21 protein-coding genes are annotated in these 22,708 nt (G+C 69.8%); 10 read left to right on the top strand and 11 right to left on the bottom strand.

All coding sequences use genetic code 11. The features are described 5' to 3' along the window. Positions 1-27: 27 nt before the first annotated feature. Together AB0I69_RS03585 and AB0I69_RS03580 are read right to left on the bottom strand one after the other, a co-directional pair. Positions 28-1,023 carry a sugar phosphate isomerase/epimerase gene (locus AB0I69_RS03585; RefSeq protein WP_363093842.1) on the bottom strand — a complete coding sequence of 332 codons (996 nt, stop codon included), beginning with the start codon at positions 1,021-1,023 and terminating at the stop codon, positions 28-30. Between the two features lie 11 nt (positions 1,024-1,034). Further along, positions 1,035-2,216, bottom strand: coding sequence for a Gfo/Idh/MocA family oxidoreductase (locus AB0I69_RS03580; RefSeq protein ID WP_363093841.1), 1,182 nt, complete (start codon positions 2,214-2,216; stop codon positions 1,035-1,037). Positions 2,217-2,376: 160 nt separating this feature from the next. Between AB0I69_RS03580 and AB0I69_RS03575 the strand changes: the two genes are divergently transcribed. Continuing rightward, positions 2,377-3,384, top strand: coding sequence for a LacI family DNA-binding transcriptional regulator (locus tag AB0I69_RS03575; RefSeq protein ID WP_363093840.1), 1,008 nt, complete (start codon positions 2,377-2,379; stop codon positions 3,382-3,384). Between the two features lie 31 nt (positions 3,385-3,415). Here AB0I69_RS03575 and AB0I69_RS03570 read toward each other — a convergent pair whose 3' ends face one another. Further along, positions 3,416-4,183: a LysR family transcriptional regulator substrate-binding protein gene (locus AB0I69_RS03570; RefSeq protein WP_363093839.1), complete on the bottom strand. Its 768-nt coding sequence runs from the start codon at positions 4,181-4,183 to the stop codon at positions 3,416-3,418. 58 nt (positions 4,184-4,241) lie between these two features. On the opposite strand from AB0I69_RS03570, the gene AB0I69_RS03565 reads away from it, so the two are divergent. After that, positions 4,242-4,634: a DUF5997 family protein gene (locus AB0I69_RS03565; protein ID WP_363093838.1), complete on the top strand. Its 393-nt coding sequence runs from the start codon at positions 4,242-4,244 to the stop codon at positions 4,632-4,634. Between the two features lie 40 nt (positions 4,635-4,674). After that, entirely contained in the window at positions 4,675-5,448 is a 774-nt protein-coding gene (locus AB0I69_RS03560; protein WP_363093837.1) for a GntR family transcriptional regulator, read from the top strand. 25 nt (positions 5,449-5,473) lie between these two features. Here AB0I69_RS03560 and AB0I69_RS03555 read toward each other — a convergent pair whose 3' ends face one another. Together AB0I69_RS03555 and AB0I69_RS03550 are read right to left on the bottom strand one after the other, a co-directional pair. Then, the gene (locus AB0I69_RS03555) at positions 5,474-7,108 is read right to left on the bottom strand and encodes a TauD/TfdA family dioxygenase (protein ID WP_363093836.1); all 1,635 of its coding nucleotides are present in this window, start codon (positions 7,106-7,108) and stop codon (positions 5,474-5,476) included. A 124-nt stretch (positions 7,109-7,232) separates the two neighbouring features. Continuing rightward, positions 7,233-7,796, bottom strand: coding sequence for a TetR/AcrR family transcriptional regulator (locus tag AB0I69_RS03550; RefSeq protein ID WP_363094162.1), 564 nt, complete (start codon positions 7,794-7,796; stop codon positions 7,233-7,235). 211 nt (positions 7,797-8,007) lie between these two features. Here AB0I69_RS03550 and AB0I69_RS03545 point away from each other — a divergent pair, with 211 nt between their 5' ends. The 3 genes from AB0I69_RS03545 to AB0I69_RS03535 all read left to right on the top strand — a co-directional run bounded on the left by AB0I69_RS03545 (position 8,008) and on the right by AB0I69_RS03535 (position 10,709). Continuing rightward, positions 8,008-8,871, top strand: coding sequence for an LLM class flavin-dependent oxidoreductase (locus tag AB0I69_RS03545; RefSeq protein WP_363093835.1), 864 nt, complete (start codon positions 8,008-8,010; stop codon positions 8,869-8,871). Between the two features lie 547 nt (positions 8,872-9,418). Further along, complete coding sequence (locus AB0I69_RS03540) at positions 9,419-10,084, top strand: nucleoside/nucleotide kinase family protein (protein WP_363093834.1); 666 nt, start codon at positions 9,419-9,421, stop codon at positions 10,082-10,084. An 88-nt stretch (positions 10,085-10,172) separates the two neighbouring features. Beyond that, positions 10,173-10,709 (top strand): GNAT family N-acetyltransferase, encoded by a 537-nt coding sequence (locus tag AB0I69_RS03535; RefSeq protein ID WP_363093833.1) that lies wholly within the window; start codon positions 10,173-10,175, stop codon positions 10,707-10,709. On the opposite strand, the gene AB0I69_RS03530 is transcribed toward AB0I69_RS03535, so the two are convergent. Beyond that, on the bottom strand, positions 10,701-11,702 hold the full coding sequence (locus tag AB0I69_RS03530; protein WP_363093832.1) for a helix-turn-helix domain-containing protein: 1,002 nt from the start codon (positions 11,700-11,702) through the stop codon (positions 10,701-10,703). The two genes, AB0I69_RS03535 and AB0I69_RS03530, sit on opposite strands and share 9 nt — an antisense overlap. A 209-nt stretch (positions 11,703-11,911) precedes the next feature. Here AB0I69_RS03530 and AB0I69_RS03525 point away from each other — a divergent pair, with 209 nt between their 5' ends. The 4 genes from AB0I69_RS03525 to AB0I69_RS03510 all read left to right on the top strand — a co-directional run bounded on the left by AB0I69_RS03525 (position 11,912) and on the right by AB0I69_RS03510 (position 15,776). Further along, positions 11,912-12,694: an SDR family oxidoreductase gene (locus AB0I69_RS03525; protein WP_363093831.1), complete on the top strand. Its 783-nt coding sequence runs from the start codon at positions 11,912-11,914 to the stop codon at positions 12,692-12,694. Positions 12,695-12,832: 138 nt separating this feature from the next. Next, entirely contained in the window at positions 12,833-13,291 is a 459-nt protein-coding gene (locus tag AB0I69_RS03520; RefSeq protein ID WP_363093830.1) for a cupin domain-containing protein, read from the top strand. Positions 13,292-13,353: 62 nt separating this feature from the next. After that, positions 13,354-14,169 (top strand): alpha/beta hydrolase, encoded by an 816-nt coding sequence (locus AB0I69_RS03515; RefSeq protein ID WP_363093829.1) that lies wholly within the window; start codon positions 13,354-13,356, stop codon positions 14,167-14,169. A 113-nt stretch (positions 14,170-14,282) separates the two neighbouring features. Then, entirely contained in the window at positions 14,283-15,776 is a 1,494-nt protein-coding gene (locus tag AB0I69_RS03510; RefSeq protein ID WP_363093828.1) for an MFS transporter, read from the top strand. Between the two features lie 35 nt (positions 15,777-15,811). Here the strand turns inward: AB0I69_RS03510 and AB0I69_RS03505 are convergent, their stop codons facing one another. The 5 genes from AB0I69_RS03505 to AB0I69_RS03485 all read right to left on the bottom strand — a co-directional run bounded on the left by AB0I69_RS03505 (position 15,812) and on the right by AB0I69_RS03485 (position 22,623). Beyond that, positions 15,812-17,644, bottom strand: coding sequence for a hypothetical protein (locus AB0I69_RS03505; RefSeq protein WP_363093827.1), 1,833 nt, complete (start codon positions 17,642-17,644; stop codon positions 15,812-15,814). A gap of 9 nt (positions 17,645-17,653) precedes the next feature. Continuing rightward, entirely contained in the window at positions 17,654-19,360 is a 1,707-nt protein-coding gene (locus tag AB0I69_RS03500) for a hypothetical protein (RefSeq protein WP_363093826.1), read from the bottom strand. Between the two features lie 2 nt (positions 19,361-19,362). Further along, positions 19,363-20,265: a carbohydrate ABC transporter permease gene (locus AB0I69_RS03495; RefSeq protein WP_363093825.1), complete on the bottom strand. Its 903-nt coding sequence runs from the start codon at positions 20,263-20,265 to the stop codon at positions 19,363-19,365. Then, positions 20,262-21,176 carry a sugar ABC transporter permease gene (locus AB0I69_RS03490; protein ID WP_363093824.1) on the bottom strand — a complete coding sequence of 305 codons (915 nt, stop codon included), beginning with the start codon at positions 21,174-21,176 and terminating at the stop codon, positions 20,262-20,264. Before AB0I69_RS03490 ends, AB0I69_RS03495 begins: the two co-directional genes overlap by 4 nt. Positions 21,177-21,300: 124 nt before the next feature. Beyond that, on the bottom strand, positions 21,301-22,623 hold the full coding sequence (locus tag AB0I69_RS03485; protein WP_363093823.1) for an extracellular solute-binding protein: 1,323 nt from the start codon (positions 22,621-22,623) through the stop codon (positions 21,301-21,303). Positions 22,624-22,708: the final 85 nt, after the last annotated feature.

Here is a 22,708-nt window from a genome sequence, read left to right as displayed (position 1 = left end):
GAGCGGATGGGGTCGTAGGCAGACGGGTCAGAGCTGTGCGGCGGCGGACTTGAGGTTCTGCGCGGCCAGGCGCAGGCCCTCGATCTGGTCGAGTTCCTGGTCCTCGTGCTCGATGTTGACCGCCATGTCCGGGTCGACCTCGTGCAGCGCCTTCAGGAACTCGGTCCAGAAGGGCACCTCGTGGCCGCGACCGACGGCGACGAAGTCCCAGGACGCGTTCTTCGGCCAGCGGCTGAGGGTGTAGCGGCCACCGAGGGGAACGACGTCCGGCTCGTCCGGGCGCACCCGCACATGGCGGTGGTCGAGGACCCCGTTGATCTTCGCTTCTTCGTTGATGCGCGTGTCCTTGGCCGCCGCGTTGTAGACGAGGGAGCCGAGGCGCCGTACCGCCGCGACCGGGTCGATGCCCTGCCAGAACAGGTGGCTGGGGTCCATCTCCGCGCCGACGTGGGTCGCGTCGATCTCGGTGGCGAGGCGTTCCATCGTGCCGACGTTATAGACGAGGTTGTGCGGATGCATCTCGATGCACACCTTCACATCGGCGTCCGCGGCCCGCGCCTGGATGTCCTTCCAGTACGGGATCGCCACCTCGTCCCACTGGTAGTCGAGGGCGTCCAAGTAGGCGCTGTCCCAAGGGAGTACGGACCAGGACGGCAGCCGGCCGCCGGGGTCGGAGGCGGGCAGCCCCGACATCGTCACGACCCGCCGCACCCCGAGCAGGGCGCCGAGTTCGATCGCGTCGCGCAAGTCCTGGGCGTGCTTTTCGCGCACTTCGGGGTCGGGGTGGAGCGGGTTGCCGTTGCAGTTCAGCGCGGTCAGGGTGATCCCGGCCGCCGAGAACTGAGCGAGGTAGGCGTCGCGCGCGTCCTTGCTCGCCCGTATCTCCGCGATGGGCAGATGGGGCGCGGGCAGGAACCCGCCGGAGTTGATCTCCGCGCTGTCCAGGCCGAGTTCGCGCAGGACGCGCAGGGTCTCGGTGAGCGGCTTGTCGTGCAGTACGGCGGTGTAGGCGCCGAGCTTCATGGCGGTTGTCCTTACTGAACGGTGACGGACTGGCCGTCGGCATGGGCGGAGGCGATGATCGCGTCGAGCACCCGCAGGTTGTGCAGGCCGTCGGCGAGGGTGGGGCAGGGCGGCAGTCCGTCGACGCCCGCGATCTGTTCGAGGAAGGCCCGGGCCTGCCAGACGAAGAACTCGTGCTGGCCGTGGCCGACGCTGGGGAAGTCCATGGGCAGACCGCCGGCGATGTAGGGGTGGCCGGGGCCGATCACCACTCGCCGGTAGCCGTCCACGGGGTCCGAGGCCGCCGCGTCGGCGAGGGTGAACTCCGCCGGACGCGACAGCTCGAACGTGGCCGCGCCGCCCTTCGTGAACACCTCGAATCCAAGGGAGTTGGCCAGCCCGCGGGCGATCCGCGAGACGGAGAAGGTGCCGACGGCGCCCGAGGCGAACGTCGCGGTGAAGGTGGCGATGTCGTCGTTCTCGACCGGCTCGCGTTCCTGGCTCACCTGTACGTCGGCCGAGTGCCCCACCGCGGTGCCCAGCGGCACGGGCCGCTCGTGCACCTGCGTGGACAGGACGGCACCCTGCACGCTGCGCACCGGGCCGCAGAAGTACTCGCCGAGATCGACGAGGTGGCTGCCGATGTCGGACAGCGCCCCCGAGCCGAGTGGACCGCGGTAGCGCCAGCTCATGGGTGCGTCCGGGTTGTGGCCGTAGTCGCACCAGTAGTGCCCGTTGAAGTGCTGGACCGGTCCGAGCGAGCCTTCCAGGACCTGCTGCCGGATGGCGTTGACGGCCGGGGAGCGGCGGAAGGTGAAGCCGGTGACGGCGACCAGTCCGGTGTCCTCGGCCGCCTTCACCATCGCCTCGGCGTCGGCGACGGACGGCGCGAGCGGCTTCTCGCACAGCACGTGCTTGCCCGCCGCCAGCAGCCCCTCGACGATCTCGCGGTGCAGATGGTTGGCGACCACCACGCTGACGGCGTCGATGTCGTCGGCCTCGGCGATCGCCCGCCAGTCGGTCTCGGCGCGCTCGTAGCCGTAGCGACGGGCGGCGTCGAGGGCGAAGGGCTCGTGGGCGTCGGCCACGGCGACCAGACGCACCTCGGGCAGCCCGGCGCCGTACACGGACACGGCCTGCCGGTAGCCGTTGAGGTGCGCCCGGCCCGCCATTCCGGCGCCGATGACCGCCACCCCGATCGGCTTCGTCGTCATCTGAAGTCCTCTCCACTCTGAATCCACTCTGAAATCCACTTCGAGCTGCCCTTTGTCCGGGCAATAGAACTTTTTAAAGCGCTTTAAGTCCTGGTACTATCAGTCCGGTTTCGCAGGTGTGTCAAGGGTGTTGCAGCAGGAGATTCCGACCGGAGGATCAGTGGCCGATGCAGGTTCCCGCCCCCGTCTGGAGGACGTGGCGGCGCGGGTCGGACTCTCCACGGCGTCGGTGTCCCTGGTCCTGCGCGGTGCCCCCGGCCCCAGCGAGCGCACCCGGCAGCGGGTCCTGAAGGCCGCCGCCGACCTCGGCTACCAGGCCGACCGCAACGCGAGCCTGCTGGCCAGCAGACGCAGCCGCCTGCTCGGCGTGATGGTCGACGTGCACAGCCCCTTCCATGCCGACTTGGTGGAGCACCTCCACACGGCCGCCGAGGAGGTGGGCTACGACCTGGTGCTCAGCACCCAGACCCGCAGCCGCGACGAGCACACCGCCGTCGAGACCCTGCTCGCCTTCCGCAGCGAGGCCCTGATCCTCCTCGGCCCGCTCGCCCCCGCCGACACCCTCATGGCCCTGCACCGCAAGGCGCCCGTGGTCGTGGTCGGCCGCCGGATGACCGGTACCGAGCTGGATGTCGTACGCACCGCGGACGACGACGGAGTGGGCCAGATCGTCGACCATCTGGTGGGCCTCGGCCACCGTTCGATCGCCTACGTCGACGGCGGCAAGGGCGTGATCGCCACCGACCGGCGCCGCGGTTACCGCACGGCCATGCGCGGTCACGGCCTGGACGAGCACATCAGGATTCTGCACGGCGACCACACCGAGGCGGCCGGTGAGCGGGCCGCCCGTCAGTTGCTCGACGGGGGTCAACTCCCCAGCGCCGTAGTGGCGTTCAACGACCAGGCGGCGATCGGGGTGCTCGCCGCCCTCACCCGGGCCGGTGTCGCCGTCCCCGGCGCGGTGTCCGTCGCCGGCTACGACGACGACGCGCTGTCCCGGCTGAGCTGCTTCAGCCTGACCACGGTCAGCCAGACCGCGGAGGCGCAGGCCCGACACGCGGTGACCGCGGCGGTCGAGCGGCTCGACGAGGGGCGGACGGCGGCTCGTGAGGTCGTACTGCCGCCGCGTCTCGTGGTGCGGGGTTCTACGACAGCGAAGTCAGCCTGAACGGATGCGGATACGGATACGGCGTCCGCTGTCAGCGTCCGCGGGGCTTGCCGCGCTTGGTTCCCTTGGCGCCGCCGGACGCGTTGCGGGGGTTCTTGCCCGTCGATTTTCCGGCCGCGGGCTTGCGCCGCGCGGGGGGCTCGGTGCGCTTCGCCTTCGCCTTGGTCTTCGGCTGGGCGGGGGTCGGGGTACGGCCCCGGGTGCTGTTGACCGTGCGGCCGCGGACGATGCCGATGAAGTCCTCGACCAGTTCGGTGGTCGCGTCCTCGGGCCAGGACAGGGCGACGTCCGACTGGGGTGCGTCGACGACGGTCCGGTAGGTGAGGTCCTTGCGGTGGTGCAGGCGGGCCAGGGACTGGGGGACGTAGAGGATGCCGATGCCGGACGCCACGTGTTCGATGGCGTCCTCGGTGGTCGCCGGACGCTCGAACGCGGGCTCCCCCGGCGGCTGTTCCCAGTCGAGGACGTCGTCGAGGGGGTGGAGGACCACCTCGTCGGCGAGCTCGTCGAGGGACACCTCTTCGGCCGCCGTCACGACATGGTCCTTCGGGGCTACGACCACGGTCGCCTCGGTGTAGAGGGCGATCGCGCTGAAGACCTCACGGTCGACCGGCAGCCGTACGAGTCCGGCGTCGGCCTCACCGCGCCGCAGCACATCGGCTGCCTCGGCGGCCGGGACCGGTACGAGGGTCAGCGGGACGTCGGGCAGGCGCTCGTTCCAGATCCGCACCCACTTGGCGGGCGTCACCCCGGGGACGTACGCGAGCCGGAACGTGGGGGATGCTTCCGAGCCTGTCACCCCGCAAGGTTACCCGCCGTGGTCGGAGGTCTCGAACGCGGTCGATACTCTTGACGGTATGAAGTCGCACCAGACCACCCAGACCATGAAGCCCGCCACGGCGGCGAAGAAGCTGGGTGTGTACCTAGAGGCCACCCCCGCCGAGTTCCAGAAGGGTGACGTCTCCTGCGCCGAGCTGAACGAGCTGCAGGCCAACCCGCCCGAGTGGCTGCGTGACCTGCGCGCCAACGGCCCGCACCCGCGCCCCGTCGTCGCGGCCAAGCTCGGCGTGTCCATCGCCGGTCTCGCCCGCGGCGGGGTCACCGAGGCACTCACCACCGAGCAGATCGAGGCGCTGAAGAAGGACGGCCCCGAGTGGCTGGAGAAGGAGCGCGCCACCCAGGCCGAGGTCCGCAAGGAAGCCGAGCGGATCAAGAACAAGAAGAACGCCGAGAGCGCCGACAACGACTGACGGCTGCGGGGCGGAAGCGCTCAGGACGGAGACGCACGCGGTGACGGACGGCCCGGCCGGCACGGGAAAACCCCCGGCGATGTACCGGAAGGTCGCGGCCGACCTCGGCCGCGAGATCGGCGAGGGCCGCTACGGCTCCGGTGGACGCCTCCCCGCCGAGGGCGAACTCGCCGAACGGTACGGCGTCTCCCGGGGCACGGTCCGCCAGGCGATGGCCCTCCTGCGCACCGAGGGACTGATCGCCTCCCGGCGCGGCACTCGCCGGGTAGTGATCGGCACGCCCCGCCCGCAGAGCTTCGGCGAACTCCTCAGCTTCACCCGCTGGGCCCGCTCGACGGGCGAGGAGCCCGGCGGTCGGATCGTCACCGTGGAAACACGCCCTGCCGACGCGACCGAGCGCGAGCAACTGCGCCTGCCCGCAGGGGCGGAGATCTATGAGGTACGGCGACTGCGCACCCTCTCGGGGCGGCCGGTGATGATCGAGCGCACCGTATACCCGTCCGCCGTGGGCGAGTTGATCGCCGAGCTGCCGCCGGACACCGTGTCGCACACCGTGGCCCTGGAGGAGTCGGGCGTGCTGTTCGCGGACGCCCAGCACACGATCGACCTGTGCCGGGCCGACGAGGAGGACGCCCGGCTGCTCGGCTGCCGGCCCGGCGACCCCCTGCTGCGCGAGCGCCGGTGCAGTACGGACCCGGCGGGCACACCGGTCGAATGGTCCGAGGACCGGTACCTCCCGGAGACCGTGGCCTTCACCGTCCACAGCTCGGCCGCGTCCGGCTCGCTGGCCCGCCGCCCGGCCGACGACGCCTGAGTCGCTCCTCATAGCCAGTCCGTGTTCACTCCTTCCGCAGCAAGGCCGTGAGCAGCGGAAGGAAGTGCGCGAAGTCCGGGGTCGGCGCCTCGGGGTCCTTGCCCTCGTCGTCCCAGCGGCGCACCGCGACCCCGTCCGCCGCGTAGGGATTCGCCTCGTACGCGGCGACCTCGCCCGGAGACATCGGACCACCCTGCACCTCCAGTGTGTACACAGAGGCCTCGGAAAGCCGGCCGAAGTAACCCGCCTCGACCGCGCACAGATACCGCTTGGCCGCCACGTGCAGCCGGATCGGCTCGGTGACCTCGGGACCGAACCACTCGGCCAGCCGGTCCGCCCCGGTGTGGCTGTGCCGGTTGTCGGTGCCCTCCATCAACTCCTCGCCGCTGACCGCTCCGTCGAAGTGCCCGAGGTCGTGCAGCAGCGCGGCGGCGATCAGCGCGTCGGGCGCCCCCGCCTCCTCGGCACACGCCGCGGCCTGGAGCATGTGCTGTGCCATCGTGACCTCCTCCCCCAGGTAGGCGCTCGCGCCCTCGCCCGCGAAGAGTTCGGCCAGCTCGCCCACGAACTCCCTTGCCGCTACGGCCCGTTCGCGACGCAGTACGGCCAACGTGCCGGCCAGTGCGTCGAGGTCCGCGTAGGTGCCCTGGAGGTGACGGGCACCGCTCTCCTCGAAGGCGGTCCGCGCGTGCAGGAGCCGGACGTTGTCGAAGATCAGGCAGTCGCCCGGCAACAGCCGGAACTCCAGCTGGAGTTCGGGGCGCAGGGTGATCTCGGCGAAGGTGCGGTAGGCCCGGTAGAAGGCCTCCAGTTCGTCGGCGGGCAGCAACAGGGTGCCGATGGAACGGTTGTTGAAGCGCACCTCGCGGATTCGGCCGCGGCCGTCCACGTCGACCAGTGGCCGGTCGGCGGCCAGCACGGTGTGCGCGTCGCTGAAGCGGAACGGCACGGGGGTGCGCGTCAGTACGGCGAACGCCTCCGGGTCCTCGGTGCGCAGCAGCGCGGCGGCCTTGAACCCGTCCACCAGTCCTGAGTCACCGCCGACCGCCGCGTTGGACAGGCAGTGCAGGAGTTGGAGGGTGGGCACCGGGTCGCGGTACGGGTTGTCGGTGTGCGGGGTGATCCGGGCGCCGGTGAAGGCGAGGTTGTTGGGGTCCGGTTCGACCCGTACGTCGAAGAGCCGCCCGTAGTTGGTCTCCCGGACGTAGCCGAAGGTCTCCGCCACCTCCAGCACCTGACCCTCGCGGCACGGCACGTCGCGCAGGAGGGCGAAGCCGAGCCCGAGGACCGACTCCAGCACCCGCGCCTTGGCCACGGTGTCGTTCAGGTAATCCGCCCAACTCGCCTCGGGGAGGCAGCCGTTCAGGTCGGCGGCGGTCCACAGGGTCTTGCCGTTCTCGTCACGCCGGTCCCCCGAACCGTCGGCGGCCTCGGGCCGGTTGGTCGTCAACCACTGCGCCGGGTACGCGGACCGGTGCCCGTCCGGCGCCCAGTCGACCTCGACGCCGTCGGCGGTCCGCCGCACGGAGCCGAGCGCAAGGTCGGCGGGCAGTTCGGTGATCTGGAACAGCTTCTGCCCGTTGCGCGGGTCGCGACACCTGGGGCAGGGGCAGTTGTCCCGCAGCCAGGTGAGCGGCAGATCTTCTACGGAAGGTGACATGACTATCACTCCCTCCCTCTCAAAGTTGTATAGCCAACTTCTCCGACAGAGGGAACGTCTCAGCGTCGGATGACCGAGAGGTGACGCGCCGACCACCAGCGCATGAACGAGCCTGACGACTGCGTCAGTTCGGCAGGCGCAGGCCCGAGACGAGGACGTCGACGAGGCGGAGCGCGTCGTAGCGGTCGTCGCCCTCCGCGCCGACGCAGAGGTTGCCGACGCCGCGCATGATCTCGTAGGCCGTCAGGTCGGACCGGACCTCACCGGCCGCTGCTGCCGCGTCGAACAGTTCGGCGCACACGGGCAGGAGGCGGTCGAGGAAGTAGGTGTGCAGCGCCTCGAAACCGGCACTGTCGGACCGCAGTACCGCGGCGAGTCCGTGCTTGGTGACCAGGAAGTCGACGAAGAGATTGATCCACTCCCGGAGTGCGGCGTACGGAGTGGCGCTGCTCGTCAGCAGCGCCGGACCGGCCTCGGCGCAGGCCTCGACCTGGTGCCGGTAGACGGCGATGACGAGATCCGCGCGCGTCGGGAAGTGGCGGTAGATCGTGCCGAGTCCGACGCCGGCCTCGCGCGCGATGTCGCGCACCGGGGCATCGACACCCGACGCGACGAAGACCTTGGCGGCGGCGTCGAGCAGGGTCTCCTTGTTGCGCCGCGCGTCCGCCCTCTTGGACGGGGTGTCCACCTTCTTGGACCGGTCCACGCGTCCCGCGTCCGCGCCGTTCTCGCTCACCGCGCAACTCCTCCACCCTTAAGACTTGCCAAAACGGAACCGCGTTCCGTATCGTTTCCGGAACAAGGTTCCGCTTGCCCATGATGCCAGAGCAGAGGCCGGACGACCAAGCCACGCCTGCCACCACGCGTCGCAGAAGAGTCGCAGAAGAACGGACTCCACCATGCCCCACACGCCCCGCCCCAGCTTCGGAATCATGACCGCCCCCATGCAGGTCGGCTACCACGACATCCTGCGCGTCTGGCGCGAGGCGGACACCGTCCCGGAGATCGAGCACGCCTGGCTGTTCGATCACCTCATGCCGATCGGCGGCGACCCGGACGGACCGGCCTACGAGGGGTGGACGCTGCTCTCGGCCCTCGCCGCGCAGACCCGACGACTGCGGCTCGGCGTGATGGTCACCAGCAACCGCTTCCGGCCGCCCGCGATGCTGGCCAAGATCGCCACGACCGTCGACATCGTCTCCGGCGGACGGCTCGACTTCGGCATCGGTGTCGGCTCACGCCCCGACCATCCCCTGGCCCGGCGCGAGTACGAGGCCCACGGCCTCCCCTTCCACGACTCCGCGCAGGCCGTGGCAAGCCTCGCCGAGTCCTGCACGGTGATCCGGCGGTTGTGGACCGAGGAGGAGCCGTTCGACTTCCATGGCACCCACCACCACCTCACCGGAGCGTTCGGCAGCCCCAAGCCGGTCCAGCGCCCCCACCCGCCGATCCTGATCGGGGGACGCTCGGCCGCGACACTGCGCGTGGTCGCCGAGCACGCCGACCTGTGGAACATCCCCGGCGGCGACATCGACGACGCGATCAACCGCAGCGCGCTTCTCGACCGCTACTGCGCCGAGATCGGCCGCGATCCCGCCGCCATCGCGCGCTCGATCCATCTGTCCGTCTCGTACGACAAGCCCGAGGTCACCAGGGACGCGATCGGAGAAGCGGTCGAGGCCGGCTTCCGTCACATCGTCCTCGGGCTGTCGGCGCCCTACCCCACCGGCGTCGCACACTGGGTGGCCGACGAGCTGACGTAGACCCGCAGTAGGGAGGTCGGTCCTGTACGACGACGGTGAGGGCCTTGTCTTCGCCCTTGCCCTCGCTCTTGGTGAGCGAGTCGACGGCCCGGCGCAGTTCGCCCTGGTCGAGAAACGACTGGCCCGGGCCGAGGGCGACCGTGCGGTGGTGTCCTGGTCGAAGAGGTCGCCGCGGAGCAACAGGAGCACGCCGCCCGCGCCGAGCAGCAGACCGAGGAACGTGACGAAGCCGACGGCACAGCCCCCGGACGGCTTGCTCACCTCGGTCGGCTTGCTCACCTCGGTCGGTCCTGGCGCCGAGTCGAGGCGGGCCCCGGCGAGCCGGTTCGCCCACTCCGGTGTCGGGTCCTCGATCAGCGACGTCCCGATCACACCACCCGTCAGAAACCCTCGCGTGAGGTCGAGGGGAGTGGTGCTCGTGGACGGCCTCGGCCCAGCCGGTGATCAGGGTGCGGATCTGTGTCGCGTCGTCGGGCATGGAGCCGGCTCCCCTCTGTCCCGCACATCGCCCCGGCCGAGCGTCCGAGGCGGATGGCACACTCTCCGTGTGCCGCCGACTTTCTACGACCTCCTCACCCGTGCCACCGCTCTCGCCGGCCCCGGCCGACGTGCCGTCCTCGGTATCGCCGGCAGCCCGGGCGCGGGCAAGACGACCCTCGCCGAGCACTTGGTGCGCGCGCTGAACGGCACCGGGGATCCGTGGGTCGCCCACGTCCCCATGGACGGCTTCCATCTCGCCGACGTCGAACTGGACCGACTCGGCCGCCGTGCCCGCAAGGGCGCGCCCGACACCTTCGACGCGGCCGGTTACGCGGCGCTGCTGCGGCGGCTGCGGGAGGACACCGACGAGGTGGTGTACGCGCCGAGCTTCGAGCGGGTGCTCGAACAGCCGATCGCCGGCGCGATCCCGGTGGAACCGACGGCCCGGCTGGTGGTGACGGAGGGCAACTACCTGCTGCTGGAGGCGGGTTCATGGGCGCGGGTACGGCCGTGTCTGGACGAGGTGTGGTTCTGCGAGGCCGACGAGGACGAACGCGTACGCCGACTCGTCGCCCGGCACGAGGAGTTCGGCAAGGACCACGAGACCGCCGTGGCCTGGGTGTCGGGCACCGACCAGCGCAACGCCGACCTGGTCGCCAGGACACGTGGCCGGGCGGATCTGGTGGTGCCCACGGACGTGCTGCCCGCGCCGTACGGCGTCGGCAACGGGTGAACACGGCGGTGCCTGTCGCGCACTGCCGCCCCCCAACTCGGTTGCGGGCGATTGCCGTTGCCGAGACGCGCGTCCTAGGGTGGCGATCATGAGCAGTGGAGCCGTCGATCGCGCGCAGCCGATCCTGACCACCGAGCGGCTGACCTTGGCGCCGCTGGTCCCGGACCACACCGAGGGACTCGTCGCGCTGTTCGCCGACCCGCTGGCCAGCCGCTACTTCCCGGTCGACTTCAGCGAGGAACGGGCCGCGCGGGCTCTTGTGACCAGCCGACTGGCCTTCGCGGGTCCGCCTCAACTGGGCTACTGGACCTGGCTGTTGGACGGGGAGGTGGTCGGGCTGGGGCATCTGCAGCCGGCGCGGGACCTGCCCGGTGAGCTGATCGAGACCGGCTGGTGCGTCCGGCCCGACCTGTGGCGACGGGGCCTGGCCACCGAGGCGATCCGGTCGCTGTTGGACTACGCACTGTCGGACCTGCGCCTGCCCGCCGTATGGGCGCTGGTCGACAGCGGGAACGCGCCGAGTATCAGGTTCGCCCGGCGACTGGGGTTCCTGTCCGTGGGCGAGCGCCTGCTGGACGAGGGGACGGCCCAGGTCTTCGTCAGGCCGGCCGACCACTCACTGTAGGCCGGGCGGGCCCGAAGAGGTGCCCGAGCGGGCGTAGTCGGTGGGTGTGCGGCCGTAGTGCTTCTTGAAGGCCCGGATGAAGTGGCTGCTGTCCGCGAACTGCCAGTGGGCGGCGAGTTCCGAGACGCTGAGCCGGCCGGAGGGTGCGGTGAGGGCGAGTCGGGCCTCTTCCAGCCGCCGTTGTCGGATGTAGGCGGTCACCGACTCCCCCGCCGCGGCGAACGCCCGTTGCAGGCTGCGTACGGAGACGTTGAGTTCACGGGCCAGCATCGTGCCGGAGAGTTCGGGGTCGGTCAGGTGGTTGTCCGCGAGGTCCTTCGCGGCCTGGGCGAGTGCGAGGGCCAGTTGGGGTTCCGTGTCGTCGACCTGGCGCCTGGCCACCGCCTTGGTCAGTTCGATGAGTGTGCTGTGGGCGGCCTGCACTCCGGCCGCTCCCAGGCCGGCGACCGTTTCGTAGATCATGTTCGAGTGGGCCACCAACAGGCGCACCTCGGCGGAGTCGGCCGGACCGCTGACGCTCTGTCGCTCGCCGAGCAGCGGTTTGAGCATGGCGGCGGGTAGGACGAGGACCTTCGCCCTCGTGTCCGGCACCGTCTCGAAGTGCAGGGGCCGTCCGATGTGGCGGATGAGGAACTGCCCGGCCGGTACGGTCTGTTCACCCCGGGCCAGTGGTGCGCCCAGGGTCCAGGAGCCGCGCTGCACGATGTACATCCGTACCTGGTCCTCGACGCCGTTGAGGGGGCCCTCGGTCCGGATGGCCGACGCTCCGTGGAGATCGGTGACGGCCACGTCGCCGACCTTGGTGGCGCGGCTCTTGACCCGGAAGTCACGGGTCGTGGCCGGGCTGAAGGTCGGCAACGGGAAGCCGTCGCCGATTTCCGTCTCCCAGCCGCTGCGGAAGGCGTCGAACGCTCCCGGCTCGGTACCGGAGGGGCCGGAGTCCCCGGAGAGCCCCGGGGTCGACCCGTCGGCCTCCACTCCAGTGCGGTCCATCGACGGTCGTCCCCGCCTTCGTAGCTCCGGCGTCATCTGGCGCGGATGTTCTGCCGGGATGGCGCTGTGGTTCAAGCCTGTGCTGTCGCGATCTTCCTAGGCTTCGTCGACAGAGACAAGCCCAGGGCTCAGGGCACCGTCCGCTTTTCCGGCTGCGGACACCCACGGCCGACAACACCATGTGACACATGAGGAGTTGAGGTTCTGCGATGGCTGAGAACACGTTCACCGGCAAGGTCGTCATCGTCACTGGCGGTGGATCGGGCATCGGCGCCGCCACCGCTCACCGCTTCGCCGCCCAGGGTGCCACGGTGGTGATCATCGGCCGGACGCAGGCCAAGCTGGACCAAGTGGTGTCCGAGGCGCCGACGGGCTCGACGCTGATCGCCCGGGTCGGTGACGTCTCTGACGAGGAGGGGATCACCGGGCTCGTGGATGCCGTGGCCCACGACCACGGCCGGCTGGACACGTTGGTCAACAACGCCGCGATCGTCGAGCCGTTGGGCACCGTGTCCGACCTCGACACGAAGGGCTGGCGACGCATCATGTCCACCGATGTCGACGGGGTCTTCTTCGCCTCCAGGGCCGCGCTTCCGCATCTGCGCGCCGTGGGCGGCAGCATCGTCAACGTCGGTTCGGCATCCGGGCTCGGCGGTGACTGGGGCCTGGCCGCCTACGACGCCGCCAAGGGCGCGGTGACCAACCTGACCAACGCGATGGCGCTCGACCACGGCGCGGAAGGCGTGCGGGTCAACGCCGTCCATCCCAGCATGATCTCCACCGACATGACCGCGGGATTCCTGCAGCACGACGCGCTCGTCGCCGCCGCGCTGAACCGAGTACCGATGCAGCGCTTCGGCGAGCCTGCCGAGGCGGCTTCCGTCATCACGTTCCTGGCCAGTTCGGCGGCGAGTTACGTGAACGGGGCTCATATCCGCGTCGACGGGGGTCTCGGTGCCTCGAACGGCAATCCGCACATCGACATCGCGTAACGCCTCGCCGTAGGCAGAGCTCCGATTCCGAGTGCACACCCCCATCGTGAGAGTGCACTTGCATAAAGAGGTCGACTGGCCTACATTCATGAGAGTCAACCCCAGCGAATACACCCCACTCTCTTATGCGGAGTTCAGATGACAGACGTCTCAGTGGTCGGCCCGGACTCCGGTGAGTCGATCCAGCTCGGCCCGACCACGATGCGGATCCTGGAGGACGGCACGACGACCGGCCACCGCCTCGGTATCGGGGAGATCACACTCGCCCCGCACACCGACGGTCCGCCGCAGCACCGGCACGCCCGGCACGACGAGGGCTTCTACGTCGTGTCAGGCGCGGCCCGGTTCACCGTCGGCGAGACCGTCCACGACGCGCCCGCCGGAACGCTGGTCATGATCCCGCCCGGCGCCCCGCACACCTTCGCCAACCCGACCGACGGCACAACGGTCCTGCTCAACACGTTCACCCCGGACCTGTACGTCGACTACTTCCGGGAGCTGCGCGACATGATCGCCGCCGGCCGGCCGCTGACGCCCGAGGTGACGATCGAGGCGATGAGCCGGTACGCCACCGAGCCGGCCACCGACTTCGCCTGACCACCCGCACCGGTAACCCGCTCCCTCTCGCCCCGGCACCCGAATTGATCAAGGAGAAGGCCATGGGATCCATGGAAACCACCACTCAGCACACCGTCAGCCTCGACGGAGTCGGCCCGGTCGAGGTGTCCGTGGCCGCATACGGCTCCGGGCAGCCGTTCCTGCTGCTGCACGGCGGGGCCGGCCCGCAGTCGGTGACAGGGTTCGCCGAGAAGTTCGCCGCCGCTCACGACATACGCGTACTGGTCCCGACCCACCCGGGCTTCGACGGCACCGTACGACCCGGGACATTGACCTCCGTGTCCGGCCTGGCCATGCTCTACGGCGCGCTGCTGGACCAGCTTGCGCTGACCGACGTCACCGTCATCGGCAACTCGATCGGCGGCTGGATCACCGCCGAGATCGCGCTGCTGAAGTCGCCGCGCGTCAGCGGCATCGTCCTGATCGACGCGGTCGGGATCGAGGTGCCCGGCCATCCGGTGGCCGACTTCTTCTCCCTGACCATGGATCAGCTCTTCCGGCTCAGCTTCCACAACCCCGAGCCGTTCCGCATCGACCCGGCGACCCTGCCCCCGGCGGCGCAGACGATCGCCGCGGGCAACCGGGCCACGATCGGCGTCTACGCGGGCTCCGACATGGCCGACCCCACCCTCCTCGGACGTCTCGGGTCCCTGGAGATACCCACCCTCGTGCTGTGGGGCGACAGCGACGGGATTGTCGACGTGGACTACGGGCGCGCGTACGCCGCCGCGATCCCCATGGCCCGGTTCCAACTGCTCCCCGAGACCGGCCACTCCCCGCAGCTGGAGACCCCCGACCAGGTCATCCACGCGATCCGGGACAGCGCCGAGACGGACTTCCCCGCGTTCGCCCGCTGAACCTCGACCGGCTGCCACCTCATATTCGTCCTGCGCGCTCCGACCCGTGCCCGACCACGAAGTCCCCATCGACCAAGGGGAGTTGATCCACCCCTCACTCAAGGAGTCCGGATATGACGACGCACACGCCCCTGGCGCAGGACAGCAGTCGGCGGGGAGGGCTCGTCCTGGCGGTGTGCTGCCTGAGCCTGCTGATCACCGCCGTGGACACCACCGCCGTGAACGTCGCCCTGCCCGCCGTCGGCCGCGATCTGCGCGCCCCGGTGAGCGGGCTGCAGTGGACCGTCGACGGCTACACCCTGGCGGTCGCCGCCTTCATGATGGTGGCCGGATCCACCGCCGACCGGATCGGACGGCGCCGGATGTTCCAGGCCGGCCTGGTCGTCTTCACCGCCGGCTCGCTGGCCTGCTCCCTGGCCCCGTCGCTGGGCTGGCTGATCGCCTTCCGTGTCGCCCAGGGCCTGGGCGCCAGCATGCTCAATCCGGTCGCCCTGTCGATCATCACGCACGCCTTCCCAGATCCACGCGAGCGGGCCCGCGCGATCGGGCTGTGGGGCACCACGGTCGGCCTGTCCCTGGCTGCCGGCCCGGTAGTGGGCGGCCTGCTGGTCGCCTCGGCGGGCTGGCGCTCGATCTTCTGGATCAACATCCCGATCGGGGTGGCCGCCCTGGTGCTCACCGCGCTGTTCGTACCCGAATCCAGGGCAGCGGCGCCACGACGCCCGGACGCGGTCGGTCAGGTACTCGTCGTCACGATCCTGACCTCTCTGATCTTCGCGATCATCGAGGGCTCCCGCCAGGGCTACGGAAGCGCCCCCATCATCGCCCTGTTCACCCTGGCCGCCGTCGCGGCCGCAGCGCTGCCCGCCTACGAACGGCGCCGCGAACAGCCGCTGGTGGACCCGGTGTTCTTCCGCTCGGTCCCGTTCACCGGCTCCTTCGTCGCCGCCGTCACGGCGTTCCTCGTACTGTCCGGCTTCCTGTTCCTCAACACCCTCTACCTGCAGGACGTACGCGGTTGCAGCGCCCTGCAGGCCGGTCTGCTGACCATGCCGATGGCCGTCGGCACCGCGGTCGCCTCACCGCTGTCGGGACGCCTCACCGCCGCGCGCGGCCCACGCCCGCCGCTGGTCGCCGCGGGCCTGCTGATCGCCGCCGCGGCACTGACCCTGACCACGCTCACGCCGACCACTCCCTGGGCGACCCTGCTCGTCGCCTACGTGCTGCTGGGCATCGGATTCGGCCTGGTCAACGCGCCGATCACCAGCACCGCCGTAGCCGGCATGCCACGCGCCCAGGCCGGGGTGTCCGCCGCGATCACCACCACCGGGCGCCAGGTCGGCAACAACCTCGGCGTCGCGGTTCTGGGCTCGGTCGTCACCGCGCGCACCCGGACCCCGGGCGGAGCCGGATTCGCCACCGCCAGCCACCCGGGCTGGTGGATCCTCGCCACCAGCGGCCTGGTGATCGCGGCGATAGGCCTGGTGACCACCACAGCCCGAGCCACCGCCACCGCCGGCCGGGTCGCCGCACGTTTCCCGGCCGATCCCGATCCGATGGCAGCGGTGAGCAGCGCACCCGGGGTACGCGGAGGCACCCAGGCCTGACAGCTGCGGCGGCCAGGTCGTGACCTGTCCCGTCCTCAGGCCCGCAGCGTCAGCCCGGGTTCCCCGTGGGCATCGCCCGTCGCGTCCCCGATCACCGCGGTGAACGCCTCTGTACGCACGGTCAGACCGTCCTCGCCGACCTCGAACGCGGGCGTGAAGACACCGTCCCCGGGTCCGTACCGTACGGCGAACACGTGCAGGCCCTCCGGCGCACCCGGTGCCGGGTCGGCCTCCAGTGCTGTGGAGGTGACCAGGTGGCGCCAGCCCTCGTCGGGGTTGCCATAGCCGCGCGGGTCGGCGGCGAGGGCGAACGCCGCCTGTTCCTGGGTGAGTTCGGAGCGGGCGTCGAAGTGCCCGGCGCCCTCGCCGGACGGGTGCGTGAGGCGCAGGGAGCCCGCGGCCGTGACGTCGCCCTCGGCCGTCCTGCGCACCCGGTCCCCGTCGTCCGCCGCGTACGGCAGCCCGGCCAGCAAGTACGGTGCTCCGTCCAGCCGTTCGACGGCCACCGTCGTCCAGAGTCGCGCGCCGTCCGTGACGTACAGGGACTGGATGTGCCGCAGGACGTGGTCGCGGCCGACGACCGGCTTGGTGACCAACTTGGCGGCCAGGCCCTCGACTTGGACGTCCCGGACCCGTACCTCGCCCATCGGGCGGCACAGCAGGAAGCCGTCGAGCACCGGGCCGAAGCCGTGCTGACGGTTCACAGCCGCGGGCAGGTAGTAGGTGCCGTCCGCCTCGATCAGTGACGGGGTCATCTTGCTGTCGAAGGCCACCGACACGGTGCCGGCGCGCAGTTGATGACGAGCCGCTTCTGTCGACGGCTCGCGATGCCAGCGCGTGGTGTCCTGGATCTGCCAGACCAGCATCCAGGCGAAGTGACCGTCCACTCCCCCGTCCGGCTTGACCGCGTGCCGGGCCCAACGGCTGTCGCCCCGATAGCGGCCGATGTCCGAGCCGATACGGCTGCCGAAGTAGCGCAGGCCGAGGACCGACTCGAAGGCGGAGTGCTGCTCGCTGTAGCGGGGGCCGCCGTTGTCGAAGCCGCCGTTGGTGAGGCGGGCGTCGATGTAGCGGGCCAGCGCCTCCCCGTCCTCGGCGAAGACGTCCTCGCCGCTGACGATGTGGGCCTGCGCGAGGAACGACAGGGAGATCGGGCCGTAGTTGTTGTCGTACGCCCCGCCGTGCTCGGGCGGGAGGAGGGCGCCGCGGTCGCGCACACGGTGGGCGCGGATCTCGTCGCCGTACACACTGAGTGCACGCGTGCGGATCAACTCCCCTTCTTCCGAAGGGAGATGGCGGGCCAGCATCAGGCCGCCGACGACGCAGCCGATGGCCTGGTTGCCGGCTTCCTGTGGGTTGAAGAAGGTCGCCTCGGTGAGCCAGCGCCAGTAGCCGTGGGCCAACTCGACCAGCGCGGTGCGCTGTTCGTCGTCGACGAGTCCGTCCGCCGCGTCCAGGATGTTGACCGCCTGGAGCAGCGCCCACGCCGTGCTCGGCCAGTCCCCGATGGGGTGCGCGCCCGCTTCCAGGACGTAACGGGCGTACGGGAAGCCGGAGTTGCGGATCTTCAGGTTCGGGTAGCCGGGGTTGTCCTCAGTGTAAACGCGCTCCCGGAGGTGGAAGGCGAGGCTGCGCCGTACCGCCTCCGGCAGCCGCGGGTCCTTGCCGCACTGCCAGGCGAAGGCCAGCAGGGACGTGATCCCGAGTGACGTGTCCCCGATGTCGTCGTAGCAGTCGGGGTGTTCGAGGTTGCCGGCCGGTGTGATGCGGCGCAGGGCCTGCTCGACGACGTCGGCGAGGACCGCGTCGTAGGCCTCCGGGGTGTCGGGGAGGTGGTGCAACGGGCCGCGCTGGTGAGGGAGTTGCATCGCGGTGGATCAGCCCTTCATGGCGCGGAGTGCGACGGTCAGTGTCTGGGGGCCGTTTCCGCCGAGGTAGACGCGGTTCCCGGTCGTCGCGTCGGTGCCGCCGACCACCGTGTAGTCCTGCCCCGGGTCGTACCGTAGTACGTCGCTGCGGTCCGGTCCGGCGAGGGGTTCGCCTGTCTCGACGGTGGCCTCGACGCGGATCTCGTCGTCGCCGACCCGATAGGTCATCGGCCCGGTCGTCAGGCACCAGCGTCCGTCGCCGATCGGTACGGCGCCCTCTGCAACTCCCCCTGGCCGGAAGGTCAGTTCGAGGGCCCAGGGCACCGATGGGCCGCTGATGTCGATCCGCAGGTCGGCCCCGTCCTCCCGCAGGTCGACCTCGACCCGGGTCGTGTGGGAGACCTCGTCCTGAGGGCGGTCGGGGAAGGCCATCGCCGCGGAGAAGCGGCCCTCGTCCACCAGGCGGTAGGCGCCGTCGTCGCGCCTCCGGTCCTTCGGGAGCGGCTGATAGTAGGCGGTGGTGAGGGTTTGGGTGAGCCGGTACCGGTTGTCGGCGAGCTGTTCCATGTCGGTGGCACGGAACGGGCCCAGGTCGAAGAACACCCGCGAGAGGCGGACCGCGTCGAGGACGGCGGCACCGGCGAACAGGCGCAGGAAGGTGGGGTTGCAGGCGAGGCCCGAGCGGATGCGCCGGTGCTCGGGCACGTCGGAGCCGCCGTACACCACGGTGTGCGCGGTGGCCGAGACGTGTGCGGCGAGGCGTGCGGTGGGGAGGTACCGGTCGCGCGGGAGCTGCTCCGCGTCCGGGGCCGGCAGGGCGCGGCACAGATCCGGGGTGAGGAGGGTCTGGGCGAGCAGGTCGGGGTCGTCGATGCCGTCGGCGGCCGCCAGGCGGGCCGCGCGGGCGAAGTCGCCCCGGCCGGTGCGGATCGCGAGCAGCCGGTAGTGCGGCAGGTAGGGCCACAGCGCGAACGAAAGCTTCTGGTCCTGGCGGCGCGAGTGGACGGTCTCCACCGTGCCGTCCGGCCTGATCAGGTCCAGGGTCGCGGCGAGGTTGCGTTCGACGGCGTCCAGCAGGTCGCTGCGCCCGAGCACCTCGGCCAGCAACAGCAGCGCCGGGTTGGTCACGATGGACGCGTAGACGGCACTGCGTTCCGAGTACAGGCCCTCCGTGTCGATGTCGACGCCCTCGGCGAGCCACTCCTCGACGCGGTCGAGCAGCCGGTCGTCGGGGAACGACCGGTGCAGACGGGCGAGCGCCGCGCTCAGCTCCCAGCGGTGGTTCGGGGTGTGCACGCCACCGGTCAGGAGACTGGCGGTGGCGGCGCCGGCGATCTCGGCGAGCACAGCCTTCACCTCGCCGAGTTCCGGTCCCGCGTCGGCGGCGAGGACGTACGCGTCGCACACGTCGTTGACGGTGAACGCGGAGTCGGGCGGTGACTGGACGTTGTCTCCGCCCGCGAAGAGACCGGAGGGCGTCTGCACGGCCCGCAGGGCGCGGAGGTGGGTCATCGCGGCGGCGACCGCCTGTCCGCTGCCGTGCAGGGCCGAGTCCGGGGAACGGTACGCCGCGATCAGGGTCTTCACCCGCCGCGCCAGACCACGGTGCGGCACACCGGCGGGTTCCTCGTCGGGGCCGGCCGCCAGCGGGGCGGCCGACCGGTCGGCGGCGCCGGCCGCCGCGCGGACGAACTCGTGGTCGAGCGGGGTGGGCACGGTCAGTCCTTAAGTCCGGCGTTGATGTCGGCGCCCATGACGTAGCGCTGGAAGACCAGGAAGATGAGGATCAGCGGGATCATCGAGATGACCGAAGCGCCGAGCAGGACCGACCAGTTGATGTTCTGCGCGCCGACGATGCTCTGGATGCCGATCTGCACGGTGAACTTGTTGGGGTCGTTCAGCATCAGCAGCGGCCAGATGTAGTCGTTCCACCGCCACTGGAAGGACAGGATGGCGAGGGTCAGCATGATGGGCCGGGAGAGCGGCACCATGATCCGCAGGAAGATCGACAGTTCGCGGGCGCCGTCGATGCGTGCGGCTTCCACGAGTTCGTCGGGAACCGTCAGGAAGAACTGGCGGAACATGAAGCATCCGGTCGCGGTGAGCACGGCCGGGAGGATGATGCCGGCGAACGAGTTGTAGAGGCCGAGGTTGCGGACCACCAGGAACTCGGGGGCGAGCATGACCTCGGACGGCAGCATCGTGGTGGCCAGGATGCAGATGAAGAACGCCTTGAGCCATTTGTTGTCGTACTTGGCCAGCGCGTACCCGGTGCAGCAGCTGACGCCCACGGTGAGGATCGTCGTGATCACGCACACGATGGCCGTGTTGATGAAGTACTGGGAGAAGTTGGCACTGCGCCACGCCGTCAGGTAGCCCGACAGGGTCGGGTTGTGCGGGATCAGCGTCAGCGGATACGAGAACAGGTCCCCGGCCGGCTTGAGGGAGCTGAGGATGAACCACAGCACCGGCAGCCCGTAGAGGCATGCCATGAACCACAGCAGTGTCGTCGCGGGCACCGCCCGCCGGACCCCACCCTCGCGCGAGCCGCGAGTCCGCTTCTTGGAAACGGTCCGTCCGGGACCGGCGTCGACCGGGCGTGGCGTGTCTGTGGTTGTCATCGGTTCTCCACCCGTCGGTTGACGATCAGCTGGACGATCGCGACGGCCATCAGGATGAGCATGAGCACGAACGACGCGGCGCTCGCGTAGCCGATCTGGCCCCGCTGGAAGCCGGTCTGGTAGATGTACTGGACCATCAGGTTGTTCGACGTACCGGGTCCGCCGTTGTTCAGGGAGACGAACAGCGGGTATTCCTTCATCGCGTTGATCGTGTTGAGCAGGATGACGATGAACGAGGTGGGCGCGATGCTCGGCAGCGTGATGCTGATGAACTGGCGCCACGGACCGGCGCCGTCGAGCGAGGCCGCCTCGTAGTACGACACCGGTACGTTCTTGATCGCCGCGATGAACAGCAGCATCGAGAAGCCCGTCCAGGCCCAGGATGCCGCGACCACCACCACGGCTAGCGACAGGTCCGCGTTCGACTGCCACGGAACGGCGGACCCGCCGAGCTTCTCGATGACGTAGTTGACCAGTCCGAAGTTCTCGCCGAACAGCCACCGCCACAGGACACCCACGACGATGGGCGACAGCAGCCACGGAATGAAGAAGATGACACGGGCGACGGACGCGCCCTTGGCGTGCTTGCTCACCACCAGGTTGGCGGCGAGCAGGGAGAGCACGAAGTTCAGGGGAACGAAGAGCACCGCGTACAGCAGCGTCCGGGTCAGCGCGTCGTAGAAGGCGGAGTCCCCGAACAGGTTGTGGTAGTTGTCCAGTCCGATGAACTGGAACGCCCCCACACCGGTGTAGTTCGTGAAGGAGTAGACGAGCCCGATCACCGCCGGCCACGCGAAGAACAGGGCGAAGAGCACGACATTGGCCGCGATGAGGACCAGCGGCGCGAGGGTGTAGGTGCTGCGTCGTTTCCTGGGCGGCCTCACGGACACGTCCGCGGCGCTTTTTGTCATCTTCCTGACTTCCGTGCTGGTGGAATGGATTGCTGTGGGCTCACGCCATGAGCCCGGCACCACGTGCGCGCCCAGGGCCGGGCGGCGGGGTCGAGGCACCGCCGCCCGGCCCTGCGGCCCACGATCAGCCGCCTACCGCCTGGTTGTAGCCGTCCACGATGTTCTGCAGGGCCTTGTCGGCCGACTGCTGGCCGTTGATCGCCTTGCCGAGCTCCGTCTTGGTCGGGTCGGTGGTGAGGCTCTTGCCCTTCAGCACCCAGTTCGTCTGCGCGCCGTTGAAGTAGCCCGAGATCGGGGCGTAGAGCGGGATCTCCTCGTTGTAGAGCTTGAACGCCGCCTGCGCCGCCGCGGAGGTGAAGGGGTACTTCGGGCTCAGACCGCTCTCGACCGGGAGGAACCCGGAGGCCTGGACCAGCTCGGTGTAGTGCGTCGGCTCGTACACCCAGGACATGAACTTCGTCGCGGCGGTGGCCGCGGCGCCGTTGTTGTTGAAGCCCACCATCATGCCGCCGCTGTTGACGTCACTGGCCTGCACCGGCTGGGCAGGAGTCGGGACGCTCGCCCAGTCGAACTTCTTGATGCTGTCCGCGAAGGAGGCGACCTGCCACACGCCGGACCAGTAGGCGACCACGTCACCGCTCTGGAAGATGGCCGACGGGTCGGCGCCGCTGGTCCACACCGACTTCGGCATGACCTTGTCGTCGTTCAGTCCGACGAAGTACTTCACGGCCTTCTTGGTCGCGGCGTCCACCGAGAACTTGCCGGAGGAGTCCGCGTGGACGTACTTCCCGCCCATCTCGTACACCATGGCGCGGAGCCGGGACGGCGACTGGTCGAACGTCAGCGAGTACTTGGCGCCGGTCTTCTCGCGCACCTTGTTCGCCGCCGCGATGAACTCGTCCCAGGTCCAGGTCTTCGACGGCGAGGTCGGGAAGGCGACACCGGCCTTCTTGAACAGCGACTTGTTGATGAACAGGCCGGACGCGGTGACGTCCGAGGGGATGGCCAGCACCTTGCCGGACGAGTCCTTGGCGAGGAAGTTGGCGTTGATGTTGTAGCTCTTGTTGTTGGCGATGGACTTGAGGTCGATGAGCTTGCTCGACCAGATCGGGTCAAGGGCCGGCACGTCGGCAACATCGGGCAGCGAGTTCGCCTGCGCGGCGTTGTGCAGCTTCGTCGGGTACCCGTCGTAGGGGATGTTGACGAGCTTGACGTTGACGCCGGTTTCCTTCTTGTACTGCGCCACCAGCTTCTTCCAGCCCGCGTCCTGCCCCGGAACCGTGGAGATCCAGAACGTCAGCGACTTGGAGGTACCGCCCGAGCTGGACCCCGACCCGCAGGCGGAGAGCAGCAGGGCACCGGACACAGCGACGGCAGCGAGGGGAACCAGGCGGCGCATGCCGCCGCGGCCGAGTCGGCTGGAGCGCCGCACACCCACAGTGGTCATCTTCGATCCCTTTTTCGTCGTAGGGGACGGAGCACGGCGCCGGCTGAGGCGGCACGGGTGCATTTTGCAGGAAAAGTCACTTTCC

The organism is Streptomyces sp. NPDC050508, assembly GCF_040655155.1.
In the GTDB taxonomy this organism is placed as follows: Bacteria; Actinomycetota; Actinomycetes; order Streptomycetales; family Streptomycetaceae; genus Streptomyces.
The sequence above is the reverse complement of the archived record's forward strand: the minus strand, read 5'-3'. Positions and strand labels throughout refer to the sequence as shown.

What these genes read in the sequence shown, in the direction of transcription:
- AB0I69_RS03530 (WP_363093832.1), bottom strand. Translation starts at nt 11,702, where the DNA reads ATGGACCGCACTGGAGTGGAGGCCGACGGGTCGACCCCGGGGCTCTCC.
- AB0I69_RS03555 (WP_363093836.1), bottom strand. Translation starts at nt 7,108, where the DNA reads ATGTCACCTTCCGTAGAAGATCTGCCGCTCACCTGGCTGCGGGACAAC.
- AB0I69_RS03490 (WP_363093824.1), bottom strand. Translation starts at nt 21,176, where the DNA reads ATGACAAAAAGCGCCGCGGACGTGTCCGTGAGGCCGCCCAGGAAACGA.
- AB0I69_RS03485 (WP_363093823.1), bottom strand. Translation starts at nt 22,623, where the DNA reads ATGACCACTGTGGGTGTGCGGCGCTCCAGCCGACTCGGCCGCGGCGGC.
- AB0I69_RS03505 (WP_363093827.1), bottom strand. Translation starts at nt 17,644, where the DNA reads ATGCAACTCCCTCACCAGCGCGGCCCGTTGCACCACCTCCCCGACACC.
- AB0I69_RS03510 (WP_363093828.1), top strand. Translation starts at nt 14,283, where the DNA reads ATGACGACGCACACGCCCCTGGCGCAGGACAGCAGTCGGCGGGGAGGG.
- AB0I69_RS03515 (WP_363093829.1), top strand. Translation starts at nt 13,354, where the DNA reads ATGGGATCCATGGAAACCACCACTCAGCACACCGTCAGCCTCGACGGA.
- AB0I69_RS03580 (WP_363093841.1), bottom strand. Translation starts at nt 2,216, where the DNA reads ATGACGACGAAGCCGATCGGGGTGGCGGTCATCGGCGCCGGAATGGCG.
- AB0I69_RS03520 (WP_363093830.1), top strand. Translation starts at nt 12,833, where the DNA reads ATGACAGACGTCTCAGTGGTCGGCCCGGACTCCGGTGAGTCGATCCAG.
- AB0I69_RS03535 (WP_363093833.1), top strand. Translation starts at nt 10,173, where the DNA reads ATGAGCAGTGGAGCCGTCGATCGCGCGCAGCCGATCCTGACCACCGAG.
- AB0I69_RS03495 (WP_363093825.1), bottom strand. Translation starts at nt 20,265, where the DNA reads ATGACAACCACAGACACGCCACGCCCGGTCGACGCCGGTCCCGGACGG.
- AB0I69_RS03525 (WP_363093831.1), top strand. Translation starts at nt 11,912, where the DNA reads ATGGCTGAGAACACGTTCACCGGCAAGGTCGTCATCGTCACTGGCGGT.
- AB0I69_RS03585 (WP_363093842.1), bottom strand. Translation starts at nt 1,023, where the DNA reads ATGAAGCTCGGCGCCTACACCGCCGTACTGCACGACAAGCCGCTCACC.
- AB0I69_RS03545 (WP_363093835.1), top strand. Translation starts at nt 8,008, where the DNA reads ATGCCCCACACGCCCCGCCCCAGCTTCGGAATCATGACCGCCCCCATG.
- AB0I69_RS03565 (WP_363093838.1), top strand. Translation starts at nt 4,242, where the DNA reads ATGAAGTCGCACCAGACCACCCAGACCATGAAGCCCGCCACGGCGGCG.